Here is a 22,235-nt window from a genome sequence, read left to right on the forward strand (position 1 = left end):
GTCGGAAGGTGAACCGGCCGCGACAGGGACGGTTGCGCCGGCGGAGGACGTGGCTTCCCCGACCGGGCGGAGCGCCGAGCTGGCGGACCGCGGGCGCGTCGAGCTCATCGGCGGACGGGACATCCGGGTGACGGCGGACGCGGCAGGCGCCGCCGACGCGACACGCTATTCCGTCGCGTCGTTGAACGGCACGGTGTCCGTGCAGCCGACCGGGAAGTCCACCGCGGACCGTCCGACCGCGAAGCTCCGGTCGACGGCGCGCCCCGAGGACGCCCCGGGCGTTCCCACGACGACGTACGCTGCCGCGTCGACGTACTCGGTCAAGCTGAGCATCACGAACGCAGACGTCCGGTCCAAGCTGTTCTACGTCTGGAACCGCAGGACCTGGACGTCGTACGCCGTCGACAGCGACACCGCGGGCGGCTCGTCGACCGTGAAGCTGCCGCCGGGTGACTACTTCTCGGTCGCGCTGCACAACGACTGGCAGGAGCCGAGCTACCTGCTCACCCGTACCTTCACGGTCGGCTCGGCCGCCAAAACGGTCACCTTCGACCAGCGCGCGGCCAAGGAGACCGCGATCCGCACCGACGACGCCACCGCCACCCGGGACGCGTCCGCCGTGTGGATCAGTGTTCCGGGCGGCGACCTGGCGGGCTTCGCCGGTTCGGGGGCCGACAAGGTGTACGTCACTCCCTTCTCGGTCAGTGGTGTCTCGCTGCGCCTGCACGAGGTGCTCGCCGAGAAGGGCGCCTCGGCAAGCGTGCCGAGTCCCTACCGCTACGACCTCACGCACAGCTTCACGACCACGGTGCCCGCCTCGCCCGTCGTGACGGTCCGTGCCTCGACCCTGGCGAAGACCGTCACGAAGGTGGGTGCTCCAGGCACCCGGACCACGGCCCAGCTGCAGAGTGTTCCGTCCTTCGGCGAGTGGACGGGCGTGTTCATCGGCTCCTCGGTGCCCGTCGCCGGTTCGGTCACCGAGTACGCCACCCCGGGTGTCACCTACAGCCGGCTGCTGTCCTACGGCACCGGCGAGCTGACCCTGAACCTCCCGGACCGGACACTGGCCGCCGGAACCGGCGCGGGCGAGACCCTCGGCGAGGCTCCGCTTCAACCACTTCGCTCGGAGTGGGGTGGTTCGCAGCGGGACCACGGGAAGATCCGGTTGTCCGAGCTGAACGCTTTCGGTGACTCGGCCGGCCACACGGCGATCGACGGCCGTGCGACGTACTCGTACAAGCTGACCTCCTCCGACGGCGTCACCTACGCCCGGGCCGACGGCCTCGACGCGTACCACTCGCTGACGTCGTCCAGCCTGCCGTCGACGCAGCAGACGTACACCCTCGACCAGACCGTCCACCGCCGCGTCCCGTACTCCCGGCTGTCCACGGACGTACGCAACGAGTGGACGTTCCGCTCCGGTTACGCCGAGGCCCGGGAACTTCCGCTCATCGACGCCAAGTTGAGCGTTCCGGGGCTCGACGGGTACGGCCGCGCGGCCGCCGGTCCGGTCCGGGTGCAGGCGAGCGCGACCACGCGCAACACGGACGCGACGACGGCCGGCACCCGGATCACCGAGGTCGCCTACTCCACGGACGACGGCGCCACCTGGACGGACCTGGACGTCGCGGCGGACGGTTCGGCGACGCTCGACGTGCCCGCCACCGCCTCCTTCGTCTCGCTGCGCGTCACCGCCGCCGACGACCAGGGCGGCATCCTCCGCCGCACTCTCGTGCGGGCGTTCGCGGGCCCGGCGCCCCGCAGCGACGAGACGGTGGGCGCGACCCGCATCTCGAACGTCGTGGTCAACGAGGGCAAGCAGGTGGAGCTGACCGACGCGCCGCTGCAGGAGTTCACGGCGACGTTCACCGCCACCGACCCCTCGGGGATCGCGAGCGGAGACATGTACCTCTACAAGGGTTCGTACGACACTCCCGACGCCGTTCTCTACGGCACCTGGCCGGCGGCCTGCACCACGGTCAGCGCGACCACCTCCACCTGCCAGGCGCACTTCGCCTACATCCAGCCGCGCTGGACCCTCGGCCGGAACTCCCTCGCCGGCACCTGGAAGGTCGCCGCCTGGACCGAGTCCGCGGACGGCACGGGCCACGCCGACCTGCACGCCGCCAAGTCCGTGTCCGTCCTGCGTGACGCGACACTGACGGCCGACGCGGCTCCGGAACCGGTGGCCAAGGGCAAGACCCTCACCGTCACCGGCAAGCTCTCCCGCGCGGACTGGGAGACGCGCGGCGGGTACCACGGCTACGCCGCCCAGTTGGTGAAGCTGCAGTTCCGTAAGAAGGGGACGTCCACGTACACCACCGTGAAGACGGTCACTACGAGCAGCACAGGAACCCTGAAGACCACGGTGACGGCGTCCACGGACGGCTACTGGCGCTACACCTTCGCCGGCACGTCCACCACGGCATCCGCCACCGCCTCGGGCGACTACGTCGACGTCCGCTGACCTCGCCGACCCACCGGGTTCCCGCTCCACGAGCCGGAACCCGGTGACAGCCCTCAGCCCGAGTCGGGTGTGAGCTTGTGCCAAGATCGCGGGATGCTGCGCCTCACCGATTTCATCATCGACTGCCCGGACACGATGAAGCTGGCGGCCTTCTACTCCGAGGTGATGGGCCGCCCGGTCAAGGAAGGCAGCTCCGCAGACTGGCCGGCATCCAGTTCGGCGAGATCGAGCTGGCCTTCATCCGGGTGGACGACTACCGCGCTCCGCAGTGGCCCGACAGCGAGCACCCCAAGCAGTTCCACCTCGACTTCGAGGTGGACGAGATCGAGCCCGAGCAGCGCCGCGTCCTCGACCTCGGCGCGACGCTGCGGCAGGACTTCATCGACTCCGACGGCTACGGCTGGCAGGTCTACACCGACCCGGTCGGCCACCCCTTCTGCCTGTGCCGCAACAAGGGTGTCATCTGGACCGACCAGGGCCCGGTCTGGCCCAAGGGCGACTGATCGGCCGCCCGGGCAGGGGAGATCCCCGGGTCGTTGGTGTCTGCGACACGGTCAGGGCGGCGGACGCCTACGTCCGGCTCCCGGCGACGTGATCGTGTGAGCGGGAGCGGGAGCGGACAGATGCTAGGGGGTCGGCTCGTCCACGTCCTCAGGGGCGGACCGCTTGAACATGGAACTGATGTTGTTCCACATGAAGTCTTCCCTCCAGTCCGACGTGCCGGCCGCCCAACCGAGCAGCGCTAGGAGAACCTTCTCCTGAGAGATGGTCTGCGTCTGGTAGTGCTCCGCGGGAACGCCGTCCCGGTACTCCAGCTGGTACGTGTTGTTCTCGCGCAGGAGGACCTGGATGTACCAGTCGCCTGTGAGGTCCTCGTCCTGTCGTTCGAGCACCATGTGCTCGTTGTCGCGCCCCAGGTTGGCGAGCATGGTGCTTATCGCAGGCTTCGAAGGGCGCTTCATCGCGTGACCCCGGGCGCTCGTGGCAATCAGCATGACCCGATCCTGCCCGACGGGTCTGACAGTGACGGTCCGGAAATGGAGGACCGGTACGACCTGATCCAGGCGTCCTCCGAGAAGGCCGCGCTGCTCTCCCGGCACTCCGACGAGGAGCGGCAGCGCCGCTCCCACCGGTGCAGACAGCAAAAAAGCCCGGGTCGATGACCTGGGCCTTGATCATGGAGCGGGTGACGAACTCGCGCTCTCAGCTTGGGAAGCTGCGGGCATTTGGGGCGGTAGGGCCGCTGAACTGGGCGTTCGCCTGACACCACAACTGGTGTTCCTGCGCCGGGCATGGCCGGGCGGCACCTCCTACTACACGACCGTTGGTGGCTGCGTCGAAGCTGAGGATGCCGACCTTGAAGCGGCTCTACGCCGTGAAGTGATGGAAGAGATCGGTGCCACGATCGGCCCGGCGAGCGAGTTCCTGACCTTGACCGAACCAGGCGACAAGGTCACCGTCGTCCAGCACTTCTTTCGCGCTGACGTGCTGGACATGGATCTCAACCACCGCAGCGGCCCTGAGCTTGGTGATCCCGACATAGGCGACTTCTCGCCGGTGCGAGTCGCGTCGGACGCGTCAGCCGTGAGAGCGCTTGAACTCCATCCACCCGAACTCGCCGACTACCTACGGGAGCACGCCGAGATTTGGGGGCTTGAGAAGTGGCGTGATGGTCAAACCTTTCGGCGATGACTGCTTCGTCCCGAAGCAACTTGGGCAAGGGCGTTGCCTTGGGACGGTGTGGCTCTGAGCTGCTGGGATGGTCCGTGGGTATGCGTGGGCGTCCGCCGGTGTTCGTCGGCGTTGTCACGCAGTTGGATGTCACGGAAGTCTGGCGTGGTCGTAGATCCGGGCCGGTCCGGGGGCCCAAGGGGAACTACCCCGCCACGCAGCGAGCCAGATGACGGAAGGCCCTCACCCGAGATCCGCGTCATCCGTCCACAACCTCCCAAGACGGAGCGACCATCGGGCAGGATGGCCTCATGACAAAACTGTCCGTTTGGTCAGTCCGACGCGCTTCCTCTGGTTCAGTGCTGTCCTTGTGGTCACAGGACTCTGTGTTGTCGATCGGTTCAGTGGGATCTGTGCTGTCTGTGGGGTCCGTCGGTTCGGCCCTGTCAGTGGGCTCGATCGGAAGCGCCCTGTCGGTCGGCTCGATCGGCTCCGCCCTGTCGCTGATCTCAACCGGGTCGTGGCTGAGTACAGGATCGTTGTTTTCCGCGCAGTCGCGGTGGTCGGTGCTGTCCTGGCGTTCCTCTCGCGGATTCCTGGCCGCGGGGGCGGTAGGGGCAGCGACCGGAGGTGCCCTGCTGTTGGCCCAGATGCTGCACAAGGCTGATACCGGCACCGGATGACCCTGATCAGGGTTGAGGGGTTGATTCGCTCGGCGTTCAGACCGGAATGTGTGCTTGGTCCCGTGATGCAGGGGCGCGCCGGATGACGGTGGCCTCGCTGGCGGGGGTGCTTCCTTCCGTCGGGATTCCCGGCCGGTTCAAAGCTTGATGTCAAAGGCCCCGGACCATGATCGGTCCGGGGCCTTTTGCCTGGTGCGCCCGGCAGGATTCGAACCTGCGACACCCGCCTTCTCCCTGCTTTCCTCCAGAAGGAAGTACGGCAGCACCTCGCCTGGTTCGCCGAGAAGGGGTCCGACCGCGTCGGTCTTCGTCGGTGAGAAGGGCGTGCCCTTCCGGCGGACTTCGTTCGGTCGGAAGTGGCGTCGGCCCGACTGGCCGCCGGGCTCCCGGACGGCTTCCGGTTCTACGACCTTCGTCACACCGGACACGCGCTCGGGTGCCACCCTCAAGGACACGATGGTCCGCGCCGGCCAGTCGTCCGAGAAAGCCGCACTGATCTATCAGCACTCCGACGAGGAGCGGCAGCGAGACCTCGCGGCCGGTCTCGACGACCTGGTCCGCGCGGAGCGTGCGAAGCACCACAAAGGCAAGGATCACGGCCCGGCGTCCCACGACGAGAAGCCCACGGGCAGCTAGCTACGCCCTTAATGGTGCGGATGTGGTGCGCGCGCCACCCACCGGTCTGGACAACAAAGAACCCCCGGGTCATCGACCTGGGGGTTTCACATGGAGCGGGTGACGAGAATCGAACTCGCGCTCTCAGCTTGGGAAGCTGATGTTCTACCATTAAACTACACCCGCGTAAGACGCCGGTTGAGCCGGTGTCGAATGCCCGCTCACTCTACCTCATGCCTGGCCCCCGGCGCGGAAACCGCGGGGCCTCGCGGTGTTTCAGGGGGTGGATGCCGCTGCGGGCGGCCGGAGTTGGGGCGTACGGTGGGGGTGCGGACGAGGGTCCCGGCGGGACCGGAGTGCCGCCTGGAGGGCCGTCCCTTTCATCCCGTAATGTGGCTTTCGTCGTCAGTCAGGCGCGGCTCTTGGGGAAGGGAATCCGAGGACTTGATGGAGCACACCGTCGTCCGTTGTGCCGAGGGGCACGTGTTCAGCACCGCTACGTTCCCGATGCAGCAGGCCGAGCGGCTCGGTCCTGGTCGGCTGGTCCGGTGTCCGCGGTGTGCGCGGCTCCGGAGCGTCGTCCCGGTGGCGCTGCAGAAGCAGTGACCGAGGGCGCTGAACAAGCGGCGGCCCGGTAGCACGGGCGTACGCACGCAGCGGCACACAGCGGGACAGGAAGGCGCGCGGACCGGCCACGATTGTGGGCGGCCCGCGCGCCTTGCGTATCCTCGGGACGTGCTTCTCTCAGACAAGGACATCCGGGCCGAGATCGACGCCGGACGGGTCCGCATCGATCCGTACGACGAAACCATGGTGCAGCCGTCGAGTGTCGACGTGCGGCTCGACCGGTATTTCCGGGTGTTCGAGAATCACCGCTACCCCCACATCGACCCCGCCGTCGAGCAAGCGGACCTCACCCGGCTCGTCGAGCCCGAGGGCGACGAGCCGTTCATCCTGCACCCCGGCGAGTTCGTGCTGGCCAGTACGTACGAGGTCGTCTCGCTCCCCGACGACCTCGCCTCGCGGCTTGAGGGGAAGAGCTCGCTCGGACGCCTCGGGCTCGTCACCCACTCCACCGCCGGTTTCATCGACCCCGGCTTCTCCGGGCACGTGACGCTGGAGCTGTCCAACCTCGCGACGCTGCCCATCAAGCTGTGGCCCGGGATGAAGATCGGGCAGCTGTGCATGTTCCGGCTCAGCTCGCCGGCCGAGTTCCCGTACGGCAGCGACCGGTACGGGTCCCGTTACCAGGGTCAGCGCGGGCCGACCGCCTCGCGGTCGTTCCTCAACTTCCACCGGACCCAGGTGTGAGCGGGAGCGACGGGCAGAGCATGGGTGACGTGCGGGAGAACCTGACCTACGAGCGGTTCGGCGTCGCCGTGCGCGAACTCGCCCAGACCATCGCCGACGACGGCTACGAGCCCGACATCGTGCTCAGCATCGCCCGTGGCGGTGTCTTCGTCGCCGGCGGTCTCGCCTACGCCCTCGACTGCAAGAACATCCACCTGGTCAACGTGGAGTTCTACACGGGCGTCGGGACCACCCTCGAGATGCCGGTCATGCTCGCGCCCGTGCCGAACGCGATCGACTTCTCCGACAAGAAGGTCCTGATCACGGACGACGTCGCCGACACCGGCAAGACGCTGAAGCTCGTGCACGACTTCTGCGTGGACGCCGTCGCCGAGGTCCGCACCGCCGTCATCTACGAGAAGTCCCACTCCCTCGTGAAGTGCGAGTACGTGTGGAAGCGCACCGACGAGTGGATCAACTTCCCGTGGAGCGTGCTCCCTCCCGTGCACAGGTCCGGGGAAGCGGCCAGGCCGAACACGGAAGCGCTCTAGGCGTCAGTCGAACCAGGCCGGGTCGCCGGTCTCGATGAACCCCTTCAGCAGGGCCCGGTCCCCCATCGCCTCCCGGAGGAGCGCGCCGAGGGTCTGCAGGGCGGCCGGGTCGGCGCCGTAGGCGATGAACATGCCGGCCTCCGGGTCGTACTTGACCAGGTCCGCCATTTCCGGCGCACGCGTGCGCATGGCCGATCTGGCCACGCCCTCCCACGCGTAGCCGTTGCACTCGTGGCCCGCTTCCTCGAAGACCCCGGCCACGCCGCCCATGGCGGCGTCGGGGAGCATCAGGCAGTAGGTGCCGGGGGCGTGGTCGTACTCGAAGAACACCAGGGGAGCGAACGTCTCACGATCAGTCATGGGGCCGACCCTAGAGGGCGCCTCTGACATTCCCCCGGCCCGGTCGGCCGGGCCCCTCCCGTGCGGAGATGCGCGGGCGGGCAGGCGGCGAGACGCTGGAGTGGTCAGCCCCGTGGTGTCCGACCGGGCCCCGTGACGTGCGATCCGCGCCGGCGGCTCACGACGGCGCCGGGGTCCCCGCCAGGGAGGGCGCTCGCCATGGACGCCAGCACACTCGAGGCGATGCGGACCGCCCTGCGCGGTCCGGTCATCACCCCGCAGGATTCCGGGTACGACAAGGCCCGCACCGTCTACAACGCCATGATCGACCGGCGCCCGGCCGCCGTCGTGCGGTGCCGGGACGCCGGAGACGTCATGGCGGCGGTCGACTTCGTCCGGGACCGCGGTCTCGAGACGGCCGTACGCGGCGGCGGGCACAGCGGCGCCGGGCTGTGTCTGGTCGACGACGGCGTCACCATCGACCTGTCACCGATGAGCGGGGTGCGCGTCGACCCCGTGACGCAGACCGCCCAGGCCGGCGGCGGCGCCACCCTCGGCGACCTCGACCACGCCACCCACGCCTTCGGCCTGGCCACGCCCACCGGCATCATGTCCACGACCGGCGTCGCGGGTCTCACCCTCGGCGGCGGACACGGTCACCTCACCCGCAAGTACGGCCTGACCGTGGACAATCTCCTCTCCGCGGACGTGGTGCTCGCCGACGGCGGGTTCGTCACCGCGAGCGAGCGGGAGCACGCGGACCTCTTCTGGGCGCTGCGCGGCGGCGGCGGGAACTTCGGCATCGCCACCTCCTTCACCTTCCGGCTGCACCCGGTGCACACCGTCGCGCTGGGGATCACCCTGTGGACCCTCGACAGGATCCAGGACGTCATGCGGTGGTACCGCGCGTTCCTGCCGCAGGCGCCCGACGACCTGAACGGGTTCTTCGCGGTGCTCGCCGTGCCGTCGGGACCGCCGTTCCCCGAGGAGATCCACGGGCAGCGGATGTGCGGAGTGGTGTGGTGCTGGAGCGGGGACCCGGACCGCGTGGAGGAGATGCTGGCGCCCGTGAGCGAGGCCGGGCCGCCCGCCTTCCACTTCACGGCGCCGATGCCGTACCCCGCGGTGCAGACCATGTTCGACCAGCTGATCCCCGCCGGGCTCCAGTGGTACTGGCGCGGCGACCTCTTCGACCGGATCACCGACGATGCCATCGACGTGCACGCCAGGTACGCGGAGGGCCTGCCGACCCCGCTGTCCACCATGCACCTGTACCCGGTGGACGGGGCCGCCGGGCGGGTGGGCGAGGACGAGACCGCGTGGACCCGCCGGAACGCCGTCTGGTCCGGCATCGTCGGCGGCGTCGATCCCGACCCAGCCAGGGCCGAGACGATCAGGCAGTGGTGCGTCGACTACTGGGCGGAGCTGCATCCGCACTCCCTGGGCGGCGCGTACGTCAACTTCCTGGGCGCCGACGAGGGCCGGGACCGGGTCAGGACCACCTACGGCGACCACTACGACCGGCTCGCGGCGGTCAAGCGGGCCTACGACCCGCACAACCTCTTCCACGCCAACCAGAACATCGAACCGGCCCCCGCCGACTGAGCCGGCCCCCGCCGACTGAGCCGGCCCCCGCCGACTGAGCCGGCCCCCGCCGACTGAGCCGGCCCCCGCCGACTGAGCCGGCCCCCGCGGACGGAGCCGGCCAGAACGGGGCGCCGGTCAGAGCAGGGGCCCGGTCAGAACGGGGGTCCGGTCAGAACGTGCCCAGCTTGATGATCGACAGGATCGCGATCAGCTGGATCGCGGACGCGCCCAGCGCCTTCGGCCAGGGCAAGTCGTGCGAGCGGGACACCATCAGCGTGAGCAGGGCACCGGCCGCCAGCCACGTCGCCCAGCCGAGGAGCTGGACGAAGGAGGCGTCGCCGCCGAAGAACATGGCGACCACCAGACGCGGGGCGTCCGTGATCGACATGATCAGCATGGAGAGGCCGACCGTCGGCTGCCACGCACCGTCGCCGCCGAGCTGGCGGGCCAGCGTGTGCGTGACCACGCCGAGGATGAACGTACTGAGGACGATCGCGACGGCCGTGATGAGGACGATCGGTACCGCGTTCGACAGCGTCGCGTTGATCGCGTCCTCGCGGGCGCCGTCGAAACCGAAGACGGCGAGCAGGCCGTAGACGAACGTGACACCGAGCGCGGGGCCCCACATCGCGTAGTCGCGCATGTGGAGGAAGGTCGGCGCGGGGCGCAGGACGATCCCGCGCAGCAGGTCCTTCCAGCGCAGGCGCGGGCCGACCGGCGCGGCCGGGGCCTGTCCCGCGCGGTAGGTCTCACCCTGGCTGTACGGGTCCTCGCCGATCGCGAAGGCCTGGGTGTGCCCCGGCTGGTTGGCCGCGTACGGGTCGGGGCCCTGCTGGTAACCCTGCCGGCCGTCGTCGCCGAAGTACTCCGGCTCGCCCTGGCCGGGAGCGCCCTGCGGCCACCCTCCGCCGTTCGGCTGACCACCGTAGGGCTGTCCGCCGTACGGCTGCTGAGGCGCGGGTGGATAGCCGTACGGCGCGCCCTGCCCCTGGGGGGCCTGCTGTCCGTACGGTTCCTGCCGCGGGTGTTGTTGCGGTCGCCCTTGCGGGGTGCGGTTGTCCCGGCCGCGTCCGATCCTGAATCCAGCCACGTAATCGAACGTACCTGTTCCCGGAGAGTGACGTGCCGGGCCCGGGGCATCGGACCCGGCTTTGCGGCCGAGCTGTGACATCCCCTAAGGGGTCAACAGGCCTGGTCTCAGTGGCTGCTCAGGGTCTTCCCGTAGGCGAGCGGGGTGGACGCGGCCGGCAGGCCCAACCCGGTGGGGGTGAAGGCGTGGGAGCCGTCCGCCGAGGCCGACGGAAGCACCCAGACGCCGCCCGAGCCGCCGTTCTCGCCGGGGGAGCCGACCGCCACGTCGGGTGCGCCGTCGTGATCGTAGTCACCGGTCGCGACCGCGGCGCCGAAGGCGTCGCCCGTCTCCGCGACGCCCGGGACGCGCGGGGTGTCCTGCTGGTACGCCACCGAGCGGGCCTGCCCGGACGCGTCCACGAGGCCGTTCGCGCCGCCCAGGAGCAGTGTCGCGGCACCTGCCTTCGCGCGGTCGCCGATGGCCTCGCCGGGGGCGCCCGCGATCAGGTCGTCACGGCCGTCGCCGTCGATGTCGGCGGCGGTGAGGGAGGCGCCGAAGCGGTCGCCGGTCTCGGCGACGCCCGGGACGCCGGCGGTGTCCTGGTTGAGGGTCTGGTGGCGGTGGCCGAAGTTTCCGGGGACGCCGGCGCCGTAGTGGACGTGGATGCCGCCGCCCGCGGCGGTCTCCTCGGGGCCGCAGGGGTCGTCGATGTTCTCGTCGGCGATCTCCCGGCACTCGCCGAGGGCGAGGTCGTCGTGGCCGTCCCCGTCGAAGTCGCCTGCGGCCAGCGCGGAGACGCCCGCGTTGTCGGTGTTCCAGATGTTGGCGAGCGACTTCTCCTCGGGGGACCAGCTCCACAGGCGTACGTGGGACTGGGTGAAGGGTGTGGTGGACCAGTAGCCCGCGGCCAGGTCGGCGACGCCGTCGTCACCGCCGTCGAAGTCGCCGGTCGTCAGGACGGGCGCGCGGCCGCCCATCGCGCCGGTGAACACGGTGGTCGTGGCGCCGCCGCCCGCCTTCAGTACGACCTTGTCCGTCGCGCCGACGGCCACGTCGGTGGTGCCGTCGCCGGTGAGGTCGGCCGCCGCGAGGGACTTCCCGTACGCCGCCCGGGCCGCCGGGCCGTTCAGGACGGTGGTCCCGGTGCCGAGGCCGCCGCGTGTTCCACGGATCACGGCGACGGTGCCCGCGTCGGTCCCGGCGCCGGTGACGTCCTCGCCGGGGGCGCCCACGAGCAGGTCGGCCGTGCCGTCGCCGTTCGCGTCGGCCACGGTGACGGCGGCGCCGAAGTGGTCGCCCTTCTCCGGGGTGCCGGGGACGGCGGCCCCCGACTGGCTGACCCGGGTGGTGCCCGCCGAGCCGAGGCCCCGCGGTCCGCCCCAGACGACGCTGACGTATCCGGCCTGCGGCTGTCCGCCGACGGTGGCGGTCGGCACGCCGACGGCGAGGTCCGCGTAGCCGTCGCCGTCGAAGTCGCTGGTGACGGGCCTGGGTGCGGCGGCGGTCGCGGGCGGCGCGAGCACCAGTCCGGCGGTGGCCGCCGCGGCGACGGTGACTGCTGTGGCGTACGTCCGGATGCGCACGGGGGCTCCAACGGGTTGCGGGACTGCGGGAACGGGAACTGCGGGAACTGCGGGGGCACTCGTGTGACTGCCGAGAGGCGCCGGGGGTTGCGCCGGGGTTCACCGCGAGTTCACGGCGGGCCCGGGACGCGGCGGGGAACACGGCGGTCCCCGGCCCGCCGCACCCGCCGTACTCCCGTGCCGGGCACGCCGCCGCCGTCCTCGGCGGACGCGCCCTGTGCCGAGGCGCCGACGTGCCGTGGCATCCGCGTCCCGCGTGCCGGTGTGCCGGGGTGTCAGCCGACCAGGACGCCGCCGAGGCTCGGGTCGTATGCCGTCGGGATGGCGAAGGCGCTCGGGCCGTAGTAGGCGGAGCCGGAGGTGGTGAGGCCGGTGGCCGTTCCCTTGAGGTGGTGGACGAGTCCGTCGGCCTCGTTCTCGCCGTCCGAGCCGGCCAGCAGGTCGGCGCGGCCGTCACCCGTGAGGTCGGTGAGCAGGACGGCCGTGCCGAAGAAGTCGTTGTCCTCGGCTGCGCCGGGGATGCCGGGGGTGTCCTGGGTCAGCCGGGTCGGCGTGCCGAAGCCGTCCGCGCCGCCGTACTGGACGAGGACGGTGCCGTTGCCCGACTTGATGCCGGAGTCGTCGGGGTGGCCGAGGGCCAGGTCGAGGCGGCCGTCGCCGTCGATGTCGCCGAGCGAGGGGCGGCCGGAGTCGGTGAGGGCCTCGGGGGCGCCGACGCCGGAGGCGGTGCCGTGGGAGACGACCGCCGGACCCGGGGTCTCCAGGTCGCCGCCGGTCGCGGTCTGGGTCTCGCCGGTGACGATGTCGCCGTAGCCGTCCTTGTCGATGTCGCCGACGGCGAGCTGCTTGCCGTGGGGGAGCTCGGTCTTCTTCGTCGGGGCCGAAGCGGTGCCGAAGTAGAGATAGGTGTGGTCCAGGTTGCGTTCGGAGGCGATCCTGGTGCGGCCACCGAGGAGCAGGTCGGCGCGGGCGTCCGTGTCGATCTTGCCTGCGGTCAGCCGGAGGACGCCGGTGCTGCCGGTCCAGGAGGTGGTGTACGAGATGTTCGCGCCCGTGGTTCCCGACCTGGTGAAGCCGCCCTTGACGATCCACTGGGTGGTGCCGGAGGCGCCGACGGCCAGGTCGGGCCGGCCGTCGCCCGTGAAGTCGCCGATGGCCAGGGCCTGGCCCCAGCGGTCGTGGCCGGAGACGGCGGGGTCCTTGACGGTGGTGGCGCCCTTCAGACCGGTCGGCGAACCCCAGACGATCACGACGGTCCCGCCGCTCACGTCGTCGCCGACCTGTTCCTGGGGCGCGCCGACCGCGAGGTCGCTGTAGCCGTCCTTGTCGAGGTCCCCGACGGCGACCGCCTGGCCGAACCCGTCCGACTCCTCGGCGGAGCCGGGGACGCCGGTGCTGTTCTGGCTGACGGACGCCGTCCGGCCGACCCCGGCGGACGAGCCGTACACGACACCGACCGCACCCGACCACCACTTGCCGCTCGTACTGGCGTTGGGTGAGGGCGCGACGGCGTCGGCGTGCCCGTCCCCGTTGAAGTCGGCGGTGTAGGGGCCGGTGGCGGCGGAGGCGGGGGCGGAGAGGGTCACGGGGGCGACCCCCGCGGCCAGGAGGGCGGCGAGGGCCGTGGTGGTGCGCAGACGCATGCGGGGCTCCGGGGGACAGCACGGGCCCGCGCCGGGGGCGGCGCGGGCCCGACGAGCGGGGAACAGGTGTCGGACAGGCCCTAGTTGGCCGCGTTCGCGCCGAACACGGGGTAGCCGTCGGTCGATACGCCGACCGAGGACGGTGCCAGGGACCGCGCACCGGTGGTGGTGATCTTCGTGCCGCCGGAGGGCAGGTAGGTGAGCGCGCCGTTGAAGTCGTTCTCGCCGTGCGCGCCGACCAGCAGGTCCGCGTGGCCGTCGTCGGTGACGTCGGTCAGCTTGACCTCGGAGCCGAAGTAGTCGTCCTTCTCGTCCGAGCCGGGGACGCCGGCCGTGGACTGGGCGAAGTACTGCGACGCCGCGGCGGTGTCGAGACCGGAGGCGGAGCCGTACAGGACGGTCACCGCGCCCGTGTTCACGACGCCGTTCAGGTTCTCGCCCATCGCGGAGACGGCCAGGTCCTGGTAGCCGTCGCCGTTGACGTCGCCGAGCGACAGTTCGCCGCCGAACCAGTCGCCGCGCTCGGACTCGCCGGGCACGGAACCGGATTCCTGGCTCACGGCCTCCGTGTACGCCGGGCCGCTCGCGGATCCGTAGATGATGTGGACCTTGCCGCCGGTCACCGACTCGGGAACGGAGGGGGTGCCGTCGTTGGACGGGTCCCAGTCCTGGCCGGTCACGATGTCGCCGAAGCCGTCACCGTTCACGTCGCCGATGGCCGTGATGACACCCCGCTTGAGCTCCACCGCGCCGGAGGAGACCAGGCCGGAGGCCGAGCCGGGGAGGTAGTAGTTGGTGTTCCAGCCGGACTCGCTGTCGGTCTCGTAGCCGTCGACGACCAGGTCGGTCCTGCCGTCGCCGTTGACGTCGCCCGCGGTGAGGTTGAGCGGGCCGGTGACCCCGCCCGACTGGATCGGGGGCTTGACGGTCGCGCGGGCGCCGTAGCCGCCGGAGGCGGTGATGCCGCCCTTGAAGACGTAGACGGTGCTCGCGGACGAGCCCACCGCGAGGTCGTCCTTGCCGTCGCCGTCGTAGTCGCCCGCGGCGAGCGTCTTGCCCCAGCGGTCGTGGGAGGAAGCCGCAGGGTCCTTGATCGTCGTGCCGCCGGTGAGGCCGCCGGGGGAGCCCCACAGGACGAGGACGGTGCCGCCGTCGGTGTCGCCGTCGACGTCCTCGTACGCGGCCGACACGGCGAGGTCGTCGAAGCCGTCCGCGTTGTAGTCGCCATACGTGCCGAGCCCGAAGCGGTCGCCGGTCTCCGCGGAGCCCGGGACGCCCGTGGTGTCCTGGCTGACCGTCGTGCGGCTCGTGGCGGTGACGCCGTTCGCCGAGCCGTACAGGGCGACGATCTGACCGGCTTCCTTCTTGCCGCCGACGGTGGAGTTGCCCGCGGAGAAAGCGGTGTCTCCGTAACCGTCGCCGTTGAAGTCCGCCTCGTGGTGGTGGACCGAGTCCGCGGCGAGGGCCGTGGTGGTCGTGAAGGTGAGGAGACCGCCCGTCAGCGTGGCCGCGGCGGCCGTCGCGAGGGCGATTCTCAGGTGCTTGTGCATGCGGGATTCTCCTGCGGCATGCGGGGGACGCCTGGCCGGCGTCCGCAGTCAATGGGGTGCGCGTCGCCCGCGTTTGCCTGGAGTTGTCCTGGACGTCACGGGGCGGTCGGCGAACAGGAGACACGTGCTGGGGCGCAAGGGTTGTACGTGGATGCGGAAAACTTCTGGGCGTGGTGGGGCGCAGGTGGCGGCACGCACGTCGTGGGAGCCGTGCCGGGCGCACCTGAACCACCCTCGCAGGCAGGTTGGCAGGTTGGCAGGTTGGGAGGCAGGCGGGCAGGCGGGCAGGCAGGTTGGGGTGGCTCTAGAGCGGCCGCACCCGCAGGCCGAGGTCGCCCGGCGTGAACATCCGCGCCCGCTCGGGGTCGAAGCCGGCGTCGGAGCCGTGCAGTACCAGGAACGCGCCCCTGCCCTTCTCGTACCGCGGGCCGAAGACGACCGCGTCCGCGTGGCCGTCGCCGTCGACGTCGAGCAGCGGGGGCCGGTGCCCGAAGGCGTTCCAGCCGTGCGGGTTCGGGGTGCCGGGCAGCCCGTCGGTCCCGGAGCCCACCGACCGCTCGCCGGTCGCGGAGGGCACTCCGCGTGCCCCGCCCGGAAGCAGCGTGACCTCGCCGTCGTGACCGCGGGGGGCGGGGGTGAGGACCACGACGTCGGGCCTGCGGTCGCCGTCGACGTCGCCCACGGCCGGTTCCGCGCCGAAGCCGACGGGCCGTCGGTCGCCGGTGCGGTCGCCGATCACGGTCTCGGGGCGTCCCGTGCCGAGGCCGGACCCGGCGCCGTACAGGATCGTCAGTGCGCCGCCGGTCCGCGGCATGTCGGCGGGGGCGACGGGCAGTTGGGTGGGCAGCAGCAGGTCGTCGGTGCCGTCACCGTCCGCGTCGCCGGTCCCCGGGGTGCGCGGTCCGTCGAAGGTGGACACGGCCCGGCTGATGCGTTCCTCCTGGCGGGTGTCGCGCACGAGGCCCCGCTCACCGCCCTCGTAGTAGGCGATGTCGTGCAGTCCGGCCGGGGCGGAGTCGTCCTGTTCCGCGTCGTAGGAGTACGTGAGGACGGCCTCGGCCCGGCCGTCGCCGTCGAAGTCGCCGGTGGTGGCGGTCCGCGGCGCGGCGTAACCGTGCTGGTCGAGGTCGAGGACGGCCTGGCGCCTCGGTGTGCCGGCGCGGTCGAACGGCCCGTACTGGAGCGAGCCGTCGGTGCCGGGCTCCCGGGAGCCGGTGTCTCCGGTGCCGCCCCGGCCGCCGTCGAGCAGGTCCACGGACCCGTCGCCGTCGAAGTCGGCGGCGGCCAGCGGGCGGAAGCCGCGCGGCAGGTCCAGGACGCGGGCGGCGCCGAGGCCGCGCGGGCCGCCGAACATCGCGAACGCCCGCGCGTCGGCCGCGTCGTCGCCGCGGCTGCCCAGCAGGTCGGTGAAGCCGTCCCCGTCGAGGTCGGCCCGCAGCGGCACCGAGAGGAGTCCCTCGTGTCCCCGGGGTGCGCGGGTGCGGCTGTTCCAGGCGGGGTTGAGGCCCTGCTTCGAGCCGTAGACGACGATCAGGGTGCCGGTGTACTCCTTCTCGCCGGGGGACTTCGCCTGGACGTAGTCGACGTAGTCGTCGTACCCGTCGCCGTTGAAGTCGCCGGGGTCGGGGTGTCCGGCGGGCTTCCCGGCGGAGGGGCGTTTGTGGGCGGGGCGCTCGGAGGCGGGTTCGTCCGCGCCGCACCCGGTGGCGGCGGCGAGGACCACGACGGAGACCAGCACGGCACGCAGGTGTATCAATCCGGCTCCAGGCTCGTACGACGACGGTGCACCGCCCCGACCCGCACATGATGGCCCCTGTGCGGGCGGACGCGCGGCACGGTACGGACGAGAACACCCCATGTCCCCGGGCGGGCCGGGGACATGGGGTGCTTCGGAGGCCGGACGAGGTGGGCCGCTACGCGGCGGATCCGGCCGTCACTTGACGGGCTCGGGCTCCGGCGTGCTCTCGGCCTCGGCCGGACCCGCCGGGTCGACCGGTGTCCTGACGGAGTCGAGCAGCAACTGGGCGACGTCGACGACCTGGACGGACTCCTTGGCCTTGCCGTCGTTCTTCTTGCCGTTGACCGAATCGGTCAGCATGACGAGGCAGAACGGGCAGGCGGTGGAGACGATGTCCGGGTTGAGGGACAGGGCCTCGTCGACGCGCTCGTTGTTGATGCGCTTGCCGATCCGCTCCTCCATCCACATGCGGGCACCGCCGGCGCCGCAGCAGAAGCCGCGCTCCTTGTGGCGGTGCATCTCCTGCTGGCGCAGGCCCGGGACGGCCGACATGATCTCGCGCGGCGGCGTGTAGATCTTGTTGTGCCGGCCCAGGTAGCAGGGGTCGTGGTAGGTGATCAGACCGTCCACCGGGGTCACCGGCAGCAGCTTGCCCTCGTCGATGAGGTGCTGGAGCAGCTGGGTGTGGTGGATGACCTCGTAGTCGCCGCCGAGCTGCGGGTACTCGTTGCCGAGGGTGTTGAGGCAGTGCGGGCAGGTGGCGACGATCTTCTTCGCCGACTTCGGCTTCGCGGACTCGGGCAGGACCTTGCCCTCGTCGTCCGTCTCCTCGCCGAACGCCATGTTCAGTGCCATGACGTTCTCCATGCCGAGCTCCTGGAACAGGGGCTCGTTGCCGAGGCGGCGGGCGGAGTCACCGGTGCACTTCTCGTCGCCGCCCATGATCGCGAACTTGACGCCCGCCATGTGCAGCAGCTCCGCGAAGGCCTTGGTGGTCTTCTTGGCGCGGTCCTCCAGGGCGCCGGCGCAGCCGACCCAGTACAGGTACTCGACCTCGGTCAGGTCCTCGATGTCGCGGCCGACGACGGGGATCTCGAAGTCGACCTCCTTCGTCCACTCCAGGCGCTGCTTCTTGGCCAGCCCCCAGGGGTTGCCCTTCTTCTCCAGGTTCTTGAGCATCGTGCCCGCCTCGGACGGGAACGCGCTCTCGATCATCACCTGGTAGCGGCGCATGTCGACGATGTGGTCGACGTGCTCGATGTCGACCGGGCACTGCTCGACGCAGGCGCCGCAGGTGGTGCAGGACCACAGGACGTCCGGGTCGATGACGCCGTTCTCCTCCAGCGTGCCGATCAGCGGGCGCTCGGCCTCCGCGAGGGCGGCGGCGGGCACGTCCTTCAGCGCCTCGGCGGAGGCCTTCTCGTTGCCCTCCATGTCCTTGCCGCCGCCGGCCAGCAGGTACGGCGCCTTGGCGTGCGCGTGGTCGCGCAGCGACATGATGAGGAGCTTGGGGGAGAGGGGCTTGCCGGTGTTCCAGGCGGGGCACTGCGACTGGCAGCGGCCGCACTCGGTGCAGGTCGAGAAGTCGAGGAGGCCCTTCCAGGAGAACTGCTCCACCTGGGAGACGCCGAAGACGTCGTCGTCGCCGGGATCGGTGAAGTCGATCGGCTTGCCGCCGCTGGTCATCGGCTGGAGTCCGCCGAGGGCGGTCGCGCCGGACGCGTTCCGCTTGAACCAGATGTTCGGGAACGCGAGGAAGCGGTGCCAGGCCACACCCATGTTGGTGTTCAGGCTCACCGTGATCATCCAGATCATGGTGGTGCCCAGCTTGATCATCGCGAACAGGTAGACCAGGTTCTGCAGCGTCGTGACGCCGAGGCCCTTGAAGAGGAGGACCAGCGGGTACGAGGTGAAGTAGGCGGCCTCGTAGTGGTCGACGCCGTGCAGCGCGCCCTCGAGGCCGCGCAGGATCATGATCGCCAGACCGATGGTGAAGATGACGTACTCGACGAAGTACGCCTGGCCCATCTTGGAGCCCGCGAAGCGGGACTTGCGTCCCGGACGCGAGGGCAGGCTCAGCAGCCGGACGGCCATCAGTGTGACGATGCCGAGCGTCGTCATGGTGCCGATGAACTCGATGTACAGCTCGTACGGCAGGAAGTCGCCGAGGACGGGCAGCGTCCAGTCGGCCTGGAAGAGCTGGCCGTAGGCGTTGACGATCGTCGGCGGCAGCGTCAGGAAGCCGATGGCCACGAACCAGTGGGCGACGCCCACGACGCCCCAGCGGTTCATCCGGGTGTGACCGAGGAACTCCCTGACCAGCGTCACGCTGCGCTGGTAGGGGTTGTCGGTCCGGGTGCCGGCCGGGACGGGCTGGCCGAGCTTGAAGTGCCGGACGAACTGGCCGATGGCGCGTGCGAGCAGCGCGACGCCGACCACGGTCAGGACCAGCGACACGATGATCGCGGCGAGTTGCATTCGGGGGCTCCTCGGGCCTGCGAGGTGGTGCTTCGAAAGTGATTACTAAGCGGTAACTTATGCAGTCCGTCTGAGACTACCCATTTCTTGCGCCGCACTGTAGCCAGGCGGGCGGTGATCTGCGTCGCTGAGGCTTGCCTCACGGCGGCGCGCCGCCCGGACCGGCCGGGTCGCGGCTCGCCCGGTACCACCGGATCCTGCCATTCAGGCCCTGTTGCGGCATTCCCTCCCGGCATGGGCGTGTGTGCCCCGGGCACCCGGTGTCGGATTGCGCGGCCCCCGCTTGCCGATCGCTCCGCAAAACCCCAGCTCACACCCTCATTGCGCGTAAGGAACGGATAAGAATTGAGTCCGCTCGACTCAGCTCTGTTGACGACGCGGCGGGAGTGATGCACACTTGAGTCCGTTCCACTCAATGTCAGCTGGAGGAATTGTCATGGCACGTGCGGTCGGCATCGACCTGGGCACGACTAACTCCGTCGTCAGCGTTCTGGAGGGCGGCGAGCCCACCGTCATCACCAACGCCGAGGGCGCCAGGACCACGCCGTCCGTCGTCGCCTTCGCCAAGAACGGTGAGGTGCTCGTCGGCGAGGTCGCCAAGCGCCAGGCGGTCACGAACGTCGACAGGACGGTCCGTTCGGTCAAGCGCCACATGGGCACTGACTGGAAGATCAACCTGGACGGCAAGGACTTCAACCCGCAGCAGATGAGCGCCTTCATCCTGCAGAAGCTGAAGCGCGACGCCGAGGCCTACCTGGGCGAGAAGGTCACGGACGCGGTCATCACCGTCCCGGCCTACTTCAACGACTCCGAGCGTCAGGCCACGAAGGAGGCCGGCGAGATCGCCGGCCTGAACGTCCTGCGCATCGTGAACGAGCCGACCGCCGCCGCGCTGGCGTACGGGCTCGACAAGGACGACCAGACGATCCTCGTCTTCGACCTCGGTGGCGGCACCTTCGACGTGTCGCTGCTGGAGATCGGTGACGGCGTCGTCGAGGTGAAGGCCACCAACGGTGACAACCACCTCGGTGGTGACGACTGGGACCAGCGCGTCGTCGACTACCTGGTGAAGCAGTTCCAGAGCGGCCACGGCGTGGACCTCTCCAAGGACAAGATGGCTCTCCAGCGTCTGCGCGAGGCTGCCGAGAAGGCCAAGATCGAGCTGTCCTCGTCCACCGAGACCTCGATCAACCTGCCCTACATCACCGCGTCCGCCGAGGGCCCGCTGCACCTGGACGAGAAGCTCACCCGGGCTCAGTTCCAGCAGCTGACGGCCGACCTGCTGGAGCGCTGCAAGACGCCGTTCCACAACGTCATCAAGGACGCCGGCATCCAGCTGTCCGAGATCGACCACGTCGTGCTCGTCGGCGGTTCCACCCGTATGCCGGCCGTCGCGGAGCTGGTGCGCGAGCTGACCGGCGGCAAGGACGCCAACAAGGGCGTCAACCCGGACGAGGTCGTCGCCATCGGCGCCGTCCTGCAGGCCGGTGTGCTCAAGGGTGAGGTCAAGGACGTCCTGCTCCTCGACGTGACCCCGCTGTCCCTGGGTATCGAGACCAAGGGCGGCATCATGACCAAGCTCATCGAGCGGAACACGACGATCCCGACCAAGCGGTCCGAGATCTTCACCACCGCCGAGGACAACCAGCCGTCCGTGCAGATCCAGGTCTACCAGGGCGAGCGCGAGATCGCGGCGTACAACAAGAAGCTCGGGATGTTCGAGCTGACCGGTCTGCCGCCGGCCCCCCGCGGCGTCCCGCAGATCGAGGTCGCGTTCGACATCGACGCCAACGGCATCATGCACGTGACCGCGAAGGACCTGGGCACGGGCAAGGAGCAGAAGATGACCGTCACCGGCGGCTCCTCGCTGCCGAAGGACGAGGTCGACCGGATGCGCCAGGAGGCCGAGAAGTACGCGGAGGAGGACCACGCCCGCCGCGAGGCCGCCGAGACCCGCAACCAGGGCGAGCAGCTCGTCTACCAGACCGAGAAGTTCCTCAAGGACAACGAGGACAAGGTCCCGGGCGAGGTCAAGACCGAGGTCGAGGCCGGCATCGAGGAGCTGAAGGCCGCGCTCAAGGGCGAGGACACCGCCGAGATCCGTACGGCCACGGAGAAGGTCGCCGCCGTCTCCCAGAAGCTCGGCCAGGCCATGTACGCCGACGCCAACGCCGCGCAGGCGGCCGGTGGCGCCGAGGGCGCCGAGCAGCCGAAGGCCGCTGACGACGACGTCGTCGACGCCGAGATCGTCGACGAGGAGCGCAAGGACGGTGCCGCGTGACGGAGGAGACCCCGGGTTTCGAAGAGAAGCCTGACGTCCCCTCCGGCGCCACCTCAGACGACGCCGAGCCGCAGGCCGCCGCCGCCTCCCCCGAGGAGGAGGAGGCGGCGGCGGCCCCGGACGGGGACGCAACCGCACAGGTGGCCGGCCTGACCGCCGAGCTGGACCAGGCCCGCAGCGCGCTCACCGAGCGCACGGGGGACCTCCAGCGGCTCCAGGCCGAGTTCCAGAACTACCGCCGCCGCGTCGAGCGCGACCGGGTCGCGGTCAAGGAGGTCGCCGTGGCGAACCTCCTGACCGAGCTCCTGCCCGTACTCGACGACATCGGCCGCGCACGGGAACACGGCGAACTGGTCGGCGGCTTCAAGTCGGTGGCCGAGTCGCTGGAGACCGTCGCGGCGAAGATGGGCCTCCAGCAGTTCGGCAAGGAGGGCGAGCCCTTCGACCCGACGATCCACGAGGCCCTGATGCACAGTTACGCGCCGGACGTCACGGAGACGACCTGCGTGGCGATCCTTCAGCCCGGGTATCGCATCGGCGAGCGCACCATCCGCCCCGCGCGGGTGGCCGTGGCCGAACCCCAGCCCGGGGCGCAGCCGGCCAAGGAGGACTCACCGGAGTCCGCCGAGGCGGCCGACGACAAGGAGAGCGGTGGCCCGGACGAGGGCTGACGTTGTACGGAAGAGG

General features: G+C 70.4%; 17 protein-coding genes, 1 tRNA gene and 2 pseudogenes. 11 read left to right on the forward strand and 9 right to left on the reverse strand.

Annotated elements, in window-relative coordinates; all coding sequences use genetic code 11:
* The first annotated feature begins 49 nt into the window (after positions 1-49).
* Both ACFYP4_RS14165 and ACFYP4_RS14170 read left to right on the forward strand, forming a co-directional pair.
* Positions 50-2,467 carry a hypothetical protein gene (locus ACFYP4_RS14165; protein WP_358850806.1) on the forward strand — a complete coding sequence of 806 codons (2,418 nt, stop codon included), beginning with the start codon at positions 50-52 and terminating at the stop codon, positions 2,465-2,467.
* A 93-nt stretch (positions 2,468-2,560) separates the two neighbouring features.
* Positions 2,561-2,970, forward strand: a pseudogene (locus ACFYP4_RS14170) (VOC family protein).
* A 123-nt stretch (positions 2,971-3,093) separates the two neighbouring features.
* Here ACFYP4_RS14170 and ACFYP4_RS14175 read toward each other — a convergent pair.
* Complete coding sequence (locus ACFYP4_RS14175; protein ID WP_358850804.1) at positions 3,094-3,396, reverse strand: hypothetical protein; 303 nt, start codon at positions 3,394-3,396, stop codon at positions 3,094-3,096.
* Positions 3,397-3,504: 108 nt separating this feature from the next.
* Between ACFYP4_RS14175 and ACFYP4_RS14180 the strand changes: the two genes are divergently transcribed.
* From ACFYP4_RS14180 to ACFYP4_RS14195, 4 genes and pseudogenes are all read left to right on the forward strand, one after another.
* Entirely contained in the window at positions 3,505-3,630 is a 126-nt protein-coding gene (locus ACFYP4_RS14180) for a hypothetical protein (RefSeq protein ID WP_388785412.1), read from the forward strand.
* Positions 3,631-3,742: 112 nt separating this feature from the next.
* The gene (locus ACFYP4_RS14185; RefSeq protein ID WP_358850803.1) at positions 3,743-4,159 is read left to right on the forward strand and encodes an NUDIX hydrolase; all 417 of its coding nucleotides are present in this window, start codon (positions 3,743-3,745) and stop codon (positions 4,157-4,159) included.
* Positions 4,160-4,449: 290 nt separating this feature from the next.
* The gene (locus ACFYP4_RS14190) at positions 4,450-4,821 is read left to right on the forward strand and encodes a hypothetical protein (protein ID WP_358850802.1); all 372 of its coding nucleotides are present in this window, start codon (positions 4,450-4,452) and stop codon (positions 4,819-4,821) included.
* Between the two features lie 227 nt (positions 4,822-5,048).
* Positions 5,049-5,457: pseudogene (locus ACFYP4_RS14195) on the forward strand (site-specific integrase); the annotation flags it as partial.
* Between the two features lie 91 nt (positions 5,458-5,548).
* Here ACFYP4_RS14195 and ACFYP4_RS14200 read toward each other — a convergent pair.
* Positions 5,549-5,622: transfer RNA gene (locus tag ACFYP4_RS14200), tRNA-Gly, on the reverse strand.
* Between the two features lie 549 nt (positions 5,623-6,171).
* Here ACFYP4_RS14200 and dcd point away from each other — a divergent pair.
* Complete coding sequence (dcd, locus tag ACFYP4_RS14205; protein ID WP_358850801.1) at positions 6,172-6,747, forward strand: dCTP deaminase; 576 nt, start codon at positions 6,172-6,174, stop codon at positions 6,745-6,747.
* A gap of 20 nt (positions 6,748-6,767) precedes the next feature.
* Positions 6,768-7,277, forward strand: a complete 510-nt coding sequence (locus ACFYP4_RS14210) for a phosphoribosyltransferase (protein ID WP_388785415.1) — start codon at positions 6,768-6,770, stop codon at positions 7,275-7,277.
* Positions 7,278-7,280: 3 nt separating this feature from the next.
* On the opposite strand, the gene ACFYP4_RS14215 is transcribed toward ACFYP4_RS14210, so the two are convergent.
* The gene (locus ACFYP4_RS14215; RefSeq protein WP_358850799.1) at positions 7,281-7,637 is read right to left on the reverse strand and encodes an immunity 51 family protein; all 357 of its coding nucleotides are present in this window, start codon (positions 7,635-7,637) and stop codon (positions 7,281-7,283) included.
* A gap of 198 nt (positions 7,638-7,835) precedes the next feature.
* Here ACFYP4_RS14215 and ACFYP4_RS14220 point away from each other — a divergent pair, with 198 nt between their 5' ends.
* Positions 7,836-9,221, forward strand: a complete 1,386-nt coding sequence (locus tag ACFYP4_RS14220) for an FAD-binding oxidoreductase (protein ID WP_388785417.1) — start codon at positions 7,836-7,838, stop codon at positions 9,219-9,221.
* A 151-nt stretch (positions 9,222-9,372) separates the two neighbouring features.
* On the opposite strand, the gene ACFYP4_RS14225 is transcribed toward ACFYP4_RS14220, so the two are convergent.
* From ACFYP4_RS14225 to ACFYP4_RS14250, 6 genes are all read right to left on the reverse strand, one after another.
* The gene (locus tag ACFYP4_RS14225; protein WP_388785419.1) at positions 9,373-10,374 is read right to left on the reverse strand and encodes a YIP1 family protein; all 1,002 of its coding nucleotides are present in this window, start codon (positions 10,372-10,374) and stop codon (positions 9,373-9,375) included.
* 26 nt (positions 10,375-10,400) lie between these two features.
* Positions 10,401-11,858 (reverse strand): FG-GAP and VCBS repeat-containing protein, encoded by a 1,458-nt coding sequence (locus ACFYP4_RS14230; protein WP_358850796.1) that lies wholly within the window; start codon positions 11,856-11,858, stop codon positions 10,401-10,403.
* Between the two features lie 275 nt (positions 11,859-12,133).
* Positions 12,134-13,501: an FG-GAP repeat protein gene (locus tag ACFYP4_RS14235; protein WP_388785421.1), complete on the reverse strand. Its 1,368-nt coding sequence runs from the start codon at positions 13,499-13,501 to the stop codon at positions 12,134-12,136.
* An 80-nt stretch (positions 13,502-13,581) separates the two neighbouring features.
* Positions 13,582-15,051 carry an FG-GAP repeat protein gene (locus tag ACFYP4_RS14240; protein ID WP_358850794.1) on the reverse strand — a complete coding sequence of 490 codons (1,470 nt, stop codon included), beginning with the start codon at positions 15,049-15,051 and terminating at the stop codon, positions 13,582-13,584.
* 304 nt (positions 15,052-15,355) lie between these two features.
* Positions 15,356-16,807, reverse strand: a complete 1,452-nt coding sequence (locus tag ACFYP4_RS14245) for an FG-GAP repeat protein (RefSeq protein WP_358850793.1) — start codon at positions 16,805-16,807, stop codon at positions 15,356-15,358.
* 177 nt (positions 16,808-16,984) lie between these two features.
* A complete protein-coding gene (locus ACFYP4_RS14250) occupies positions 16,985-19,267 on the reverse strand; it encodes a (Fe-S)-binding protein (RefSeq protein WP_388785423.1) in 2,283 nt (760 codons plus the stop codon).
* 436 nt (positions 19,268-19,703) lie between these two features.
* On the opposite strand from ACFYP4_RS14250, the gene dnaK reads away from it, so the two are divergent.
* Both dnaK and grpE read left to right on the forward strand, forming a co-directional pair.
* Positions 19,704-21,548: a molecular chaperone DnaK gene (dnaK, locus tag ACFYP4_RS14255; protein ID WP_358850791.1), complete on the forward strand. Its 1,845-nt coding sequence runs from the start codon at positions 19,704-19,706 to the stop codon at positions 21,546-21,548.
* A complete protein-coding gene (gene grpE, locus ACFYP4_RS14260; protein ID WP_358850790.1) occupies positions 21,545-22,219 on the forward strand; it encodes a nucleotide exchange factor GrpE in 675 nt (224 codons plus the stop codon). The genes dnaK and grpE overlap by 4 nt, the downstream gene beginning before the upstream one ends.
* The last annotated feature ends 16 nt before the right edge of the window (positions 22,220-22,235 follow it).

Origin of the sequence: Streptomyces sp. NPDC005551, assembly GCF_042871785.1 — a bacterium.
Lineage (GTDB): Bacteria > Actinomycetota > Actinomycetes > Streptomycetales > Streptomycetaceae > Streptomyces.

Excerpts from the sequence above, each read along its gene's own strand:
- ACFYP4_RS14225 (WP_388785419.1), bottom strand. The coding sequence starts at position 10,374 with ATGTCACAGCTCGGCCGCAAAGCCGGGTCCGATGCCCCGGGCCCGGCA.
- ACFYP4_RS14175 (WP_358850804.1), bottom strand. The coding sequence starts at position 3,396 with ATGCTCGCCAACCTGGGGCGCGACAACGAGCACATGGTGCTCGAACGA.
- ACFYP4_RS14240 (WP_358850794.1), bottom strand. The coding sequence starts at position 15,051 with ATGCACAAGCACCTGAGAATCGCCCTCGCGACGGCCGCCGCGGCCACG.
- ACFYP4_RS14220 (WP_388785417.1), top strand. The coding sequence starts at position 7,836 with ATGGACGCCAGCACACTCGAGGCGATGCGGACCGCCCTGCGCGGTCCG.
- ACFYP4_RS14210 (WP_388785415.1), top strand. The coding sequence starts at position 6,768 with ATGGGTGACGTGCGGGAGAACCTGACCTACGAGCGGTTCGGCGTCGCC.
- ACFYP4_RS14190 (WP_358850802.1), top strand. The coding sequence starts at position 4,450 with ATGACAAAACTGTCCGTTTGGTCAGTCCGACGCGCTTCCTCTGGTTCA.
- ACFYP4_RS14215 (WP_358850799.1), bottom strand. The coding sequence starts at position 7,637 with ATGACTGATCGTGAGACGTTCGCTCCCCTGGTGTTCTTCGAGTACGAC.
- ACFYP4_RS14235 (WP_388785421.1), bottom strand. The coding sequence starts at position 13,501 with ATGCGTCTGCGCACCACCACGGCCCTCGCCGCCCTCCTGGCCGCGGGG.
- ACFYP4_RS14180 (WP_388785412.1), top strand. The coding sequence starts at position 3,505 with ATGGAGGACCGGTACGACCTGATCCAGGCGTCCTCCGAGAAGGCCGCG.
- dnaK (WP_358850791.1), top strand. The coding sequence starts at position 19,704 with ATGGCACGTGCGGTCGGCATCGACCTGGGCACGACTAACTCCGTCGTC.
- ACFYP4_RS14250 (WP_388785423.1), bottom strand. The coding sequence starts at position 19,267 with ATGCAACTCGCCGCGATCATCGTGTCGCTGGTCCTGACCGTGGTCGGC.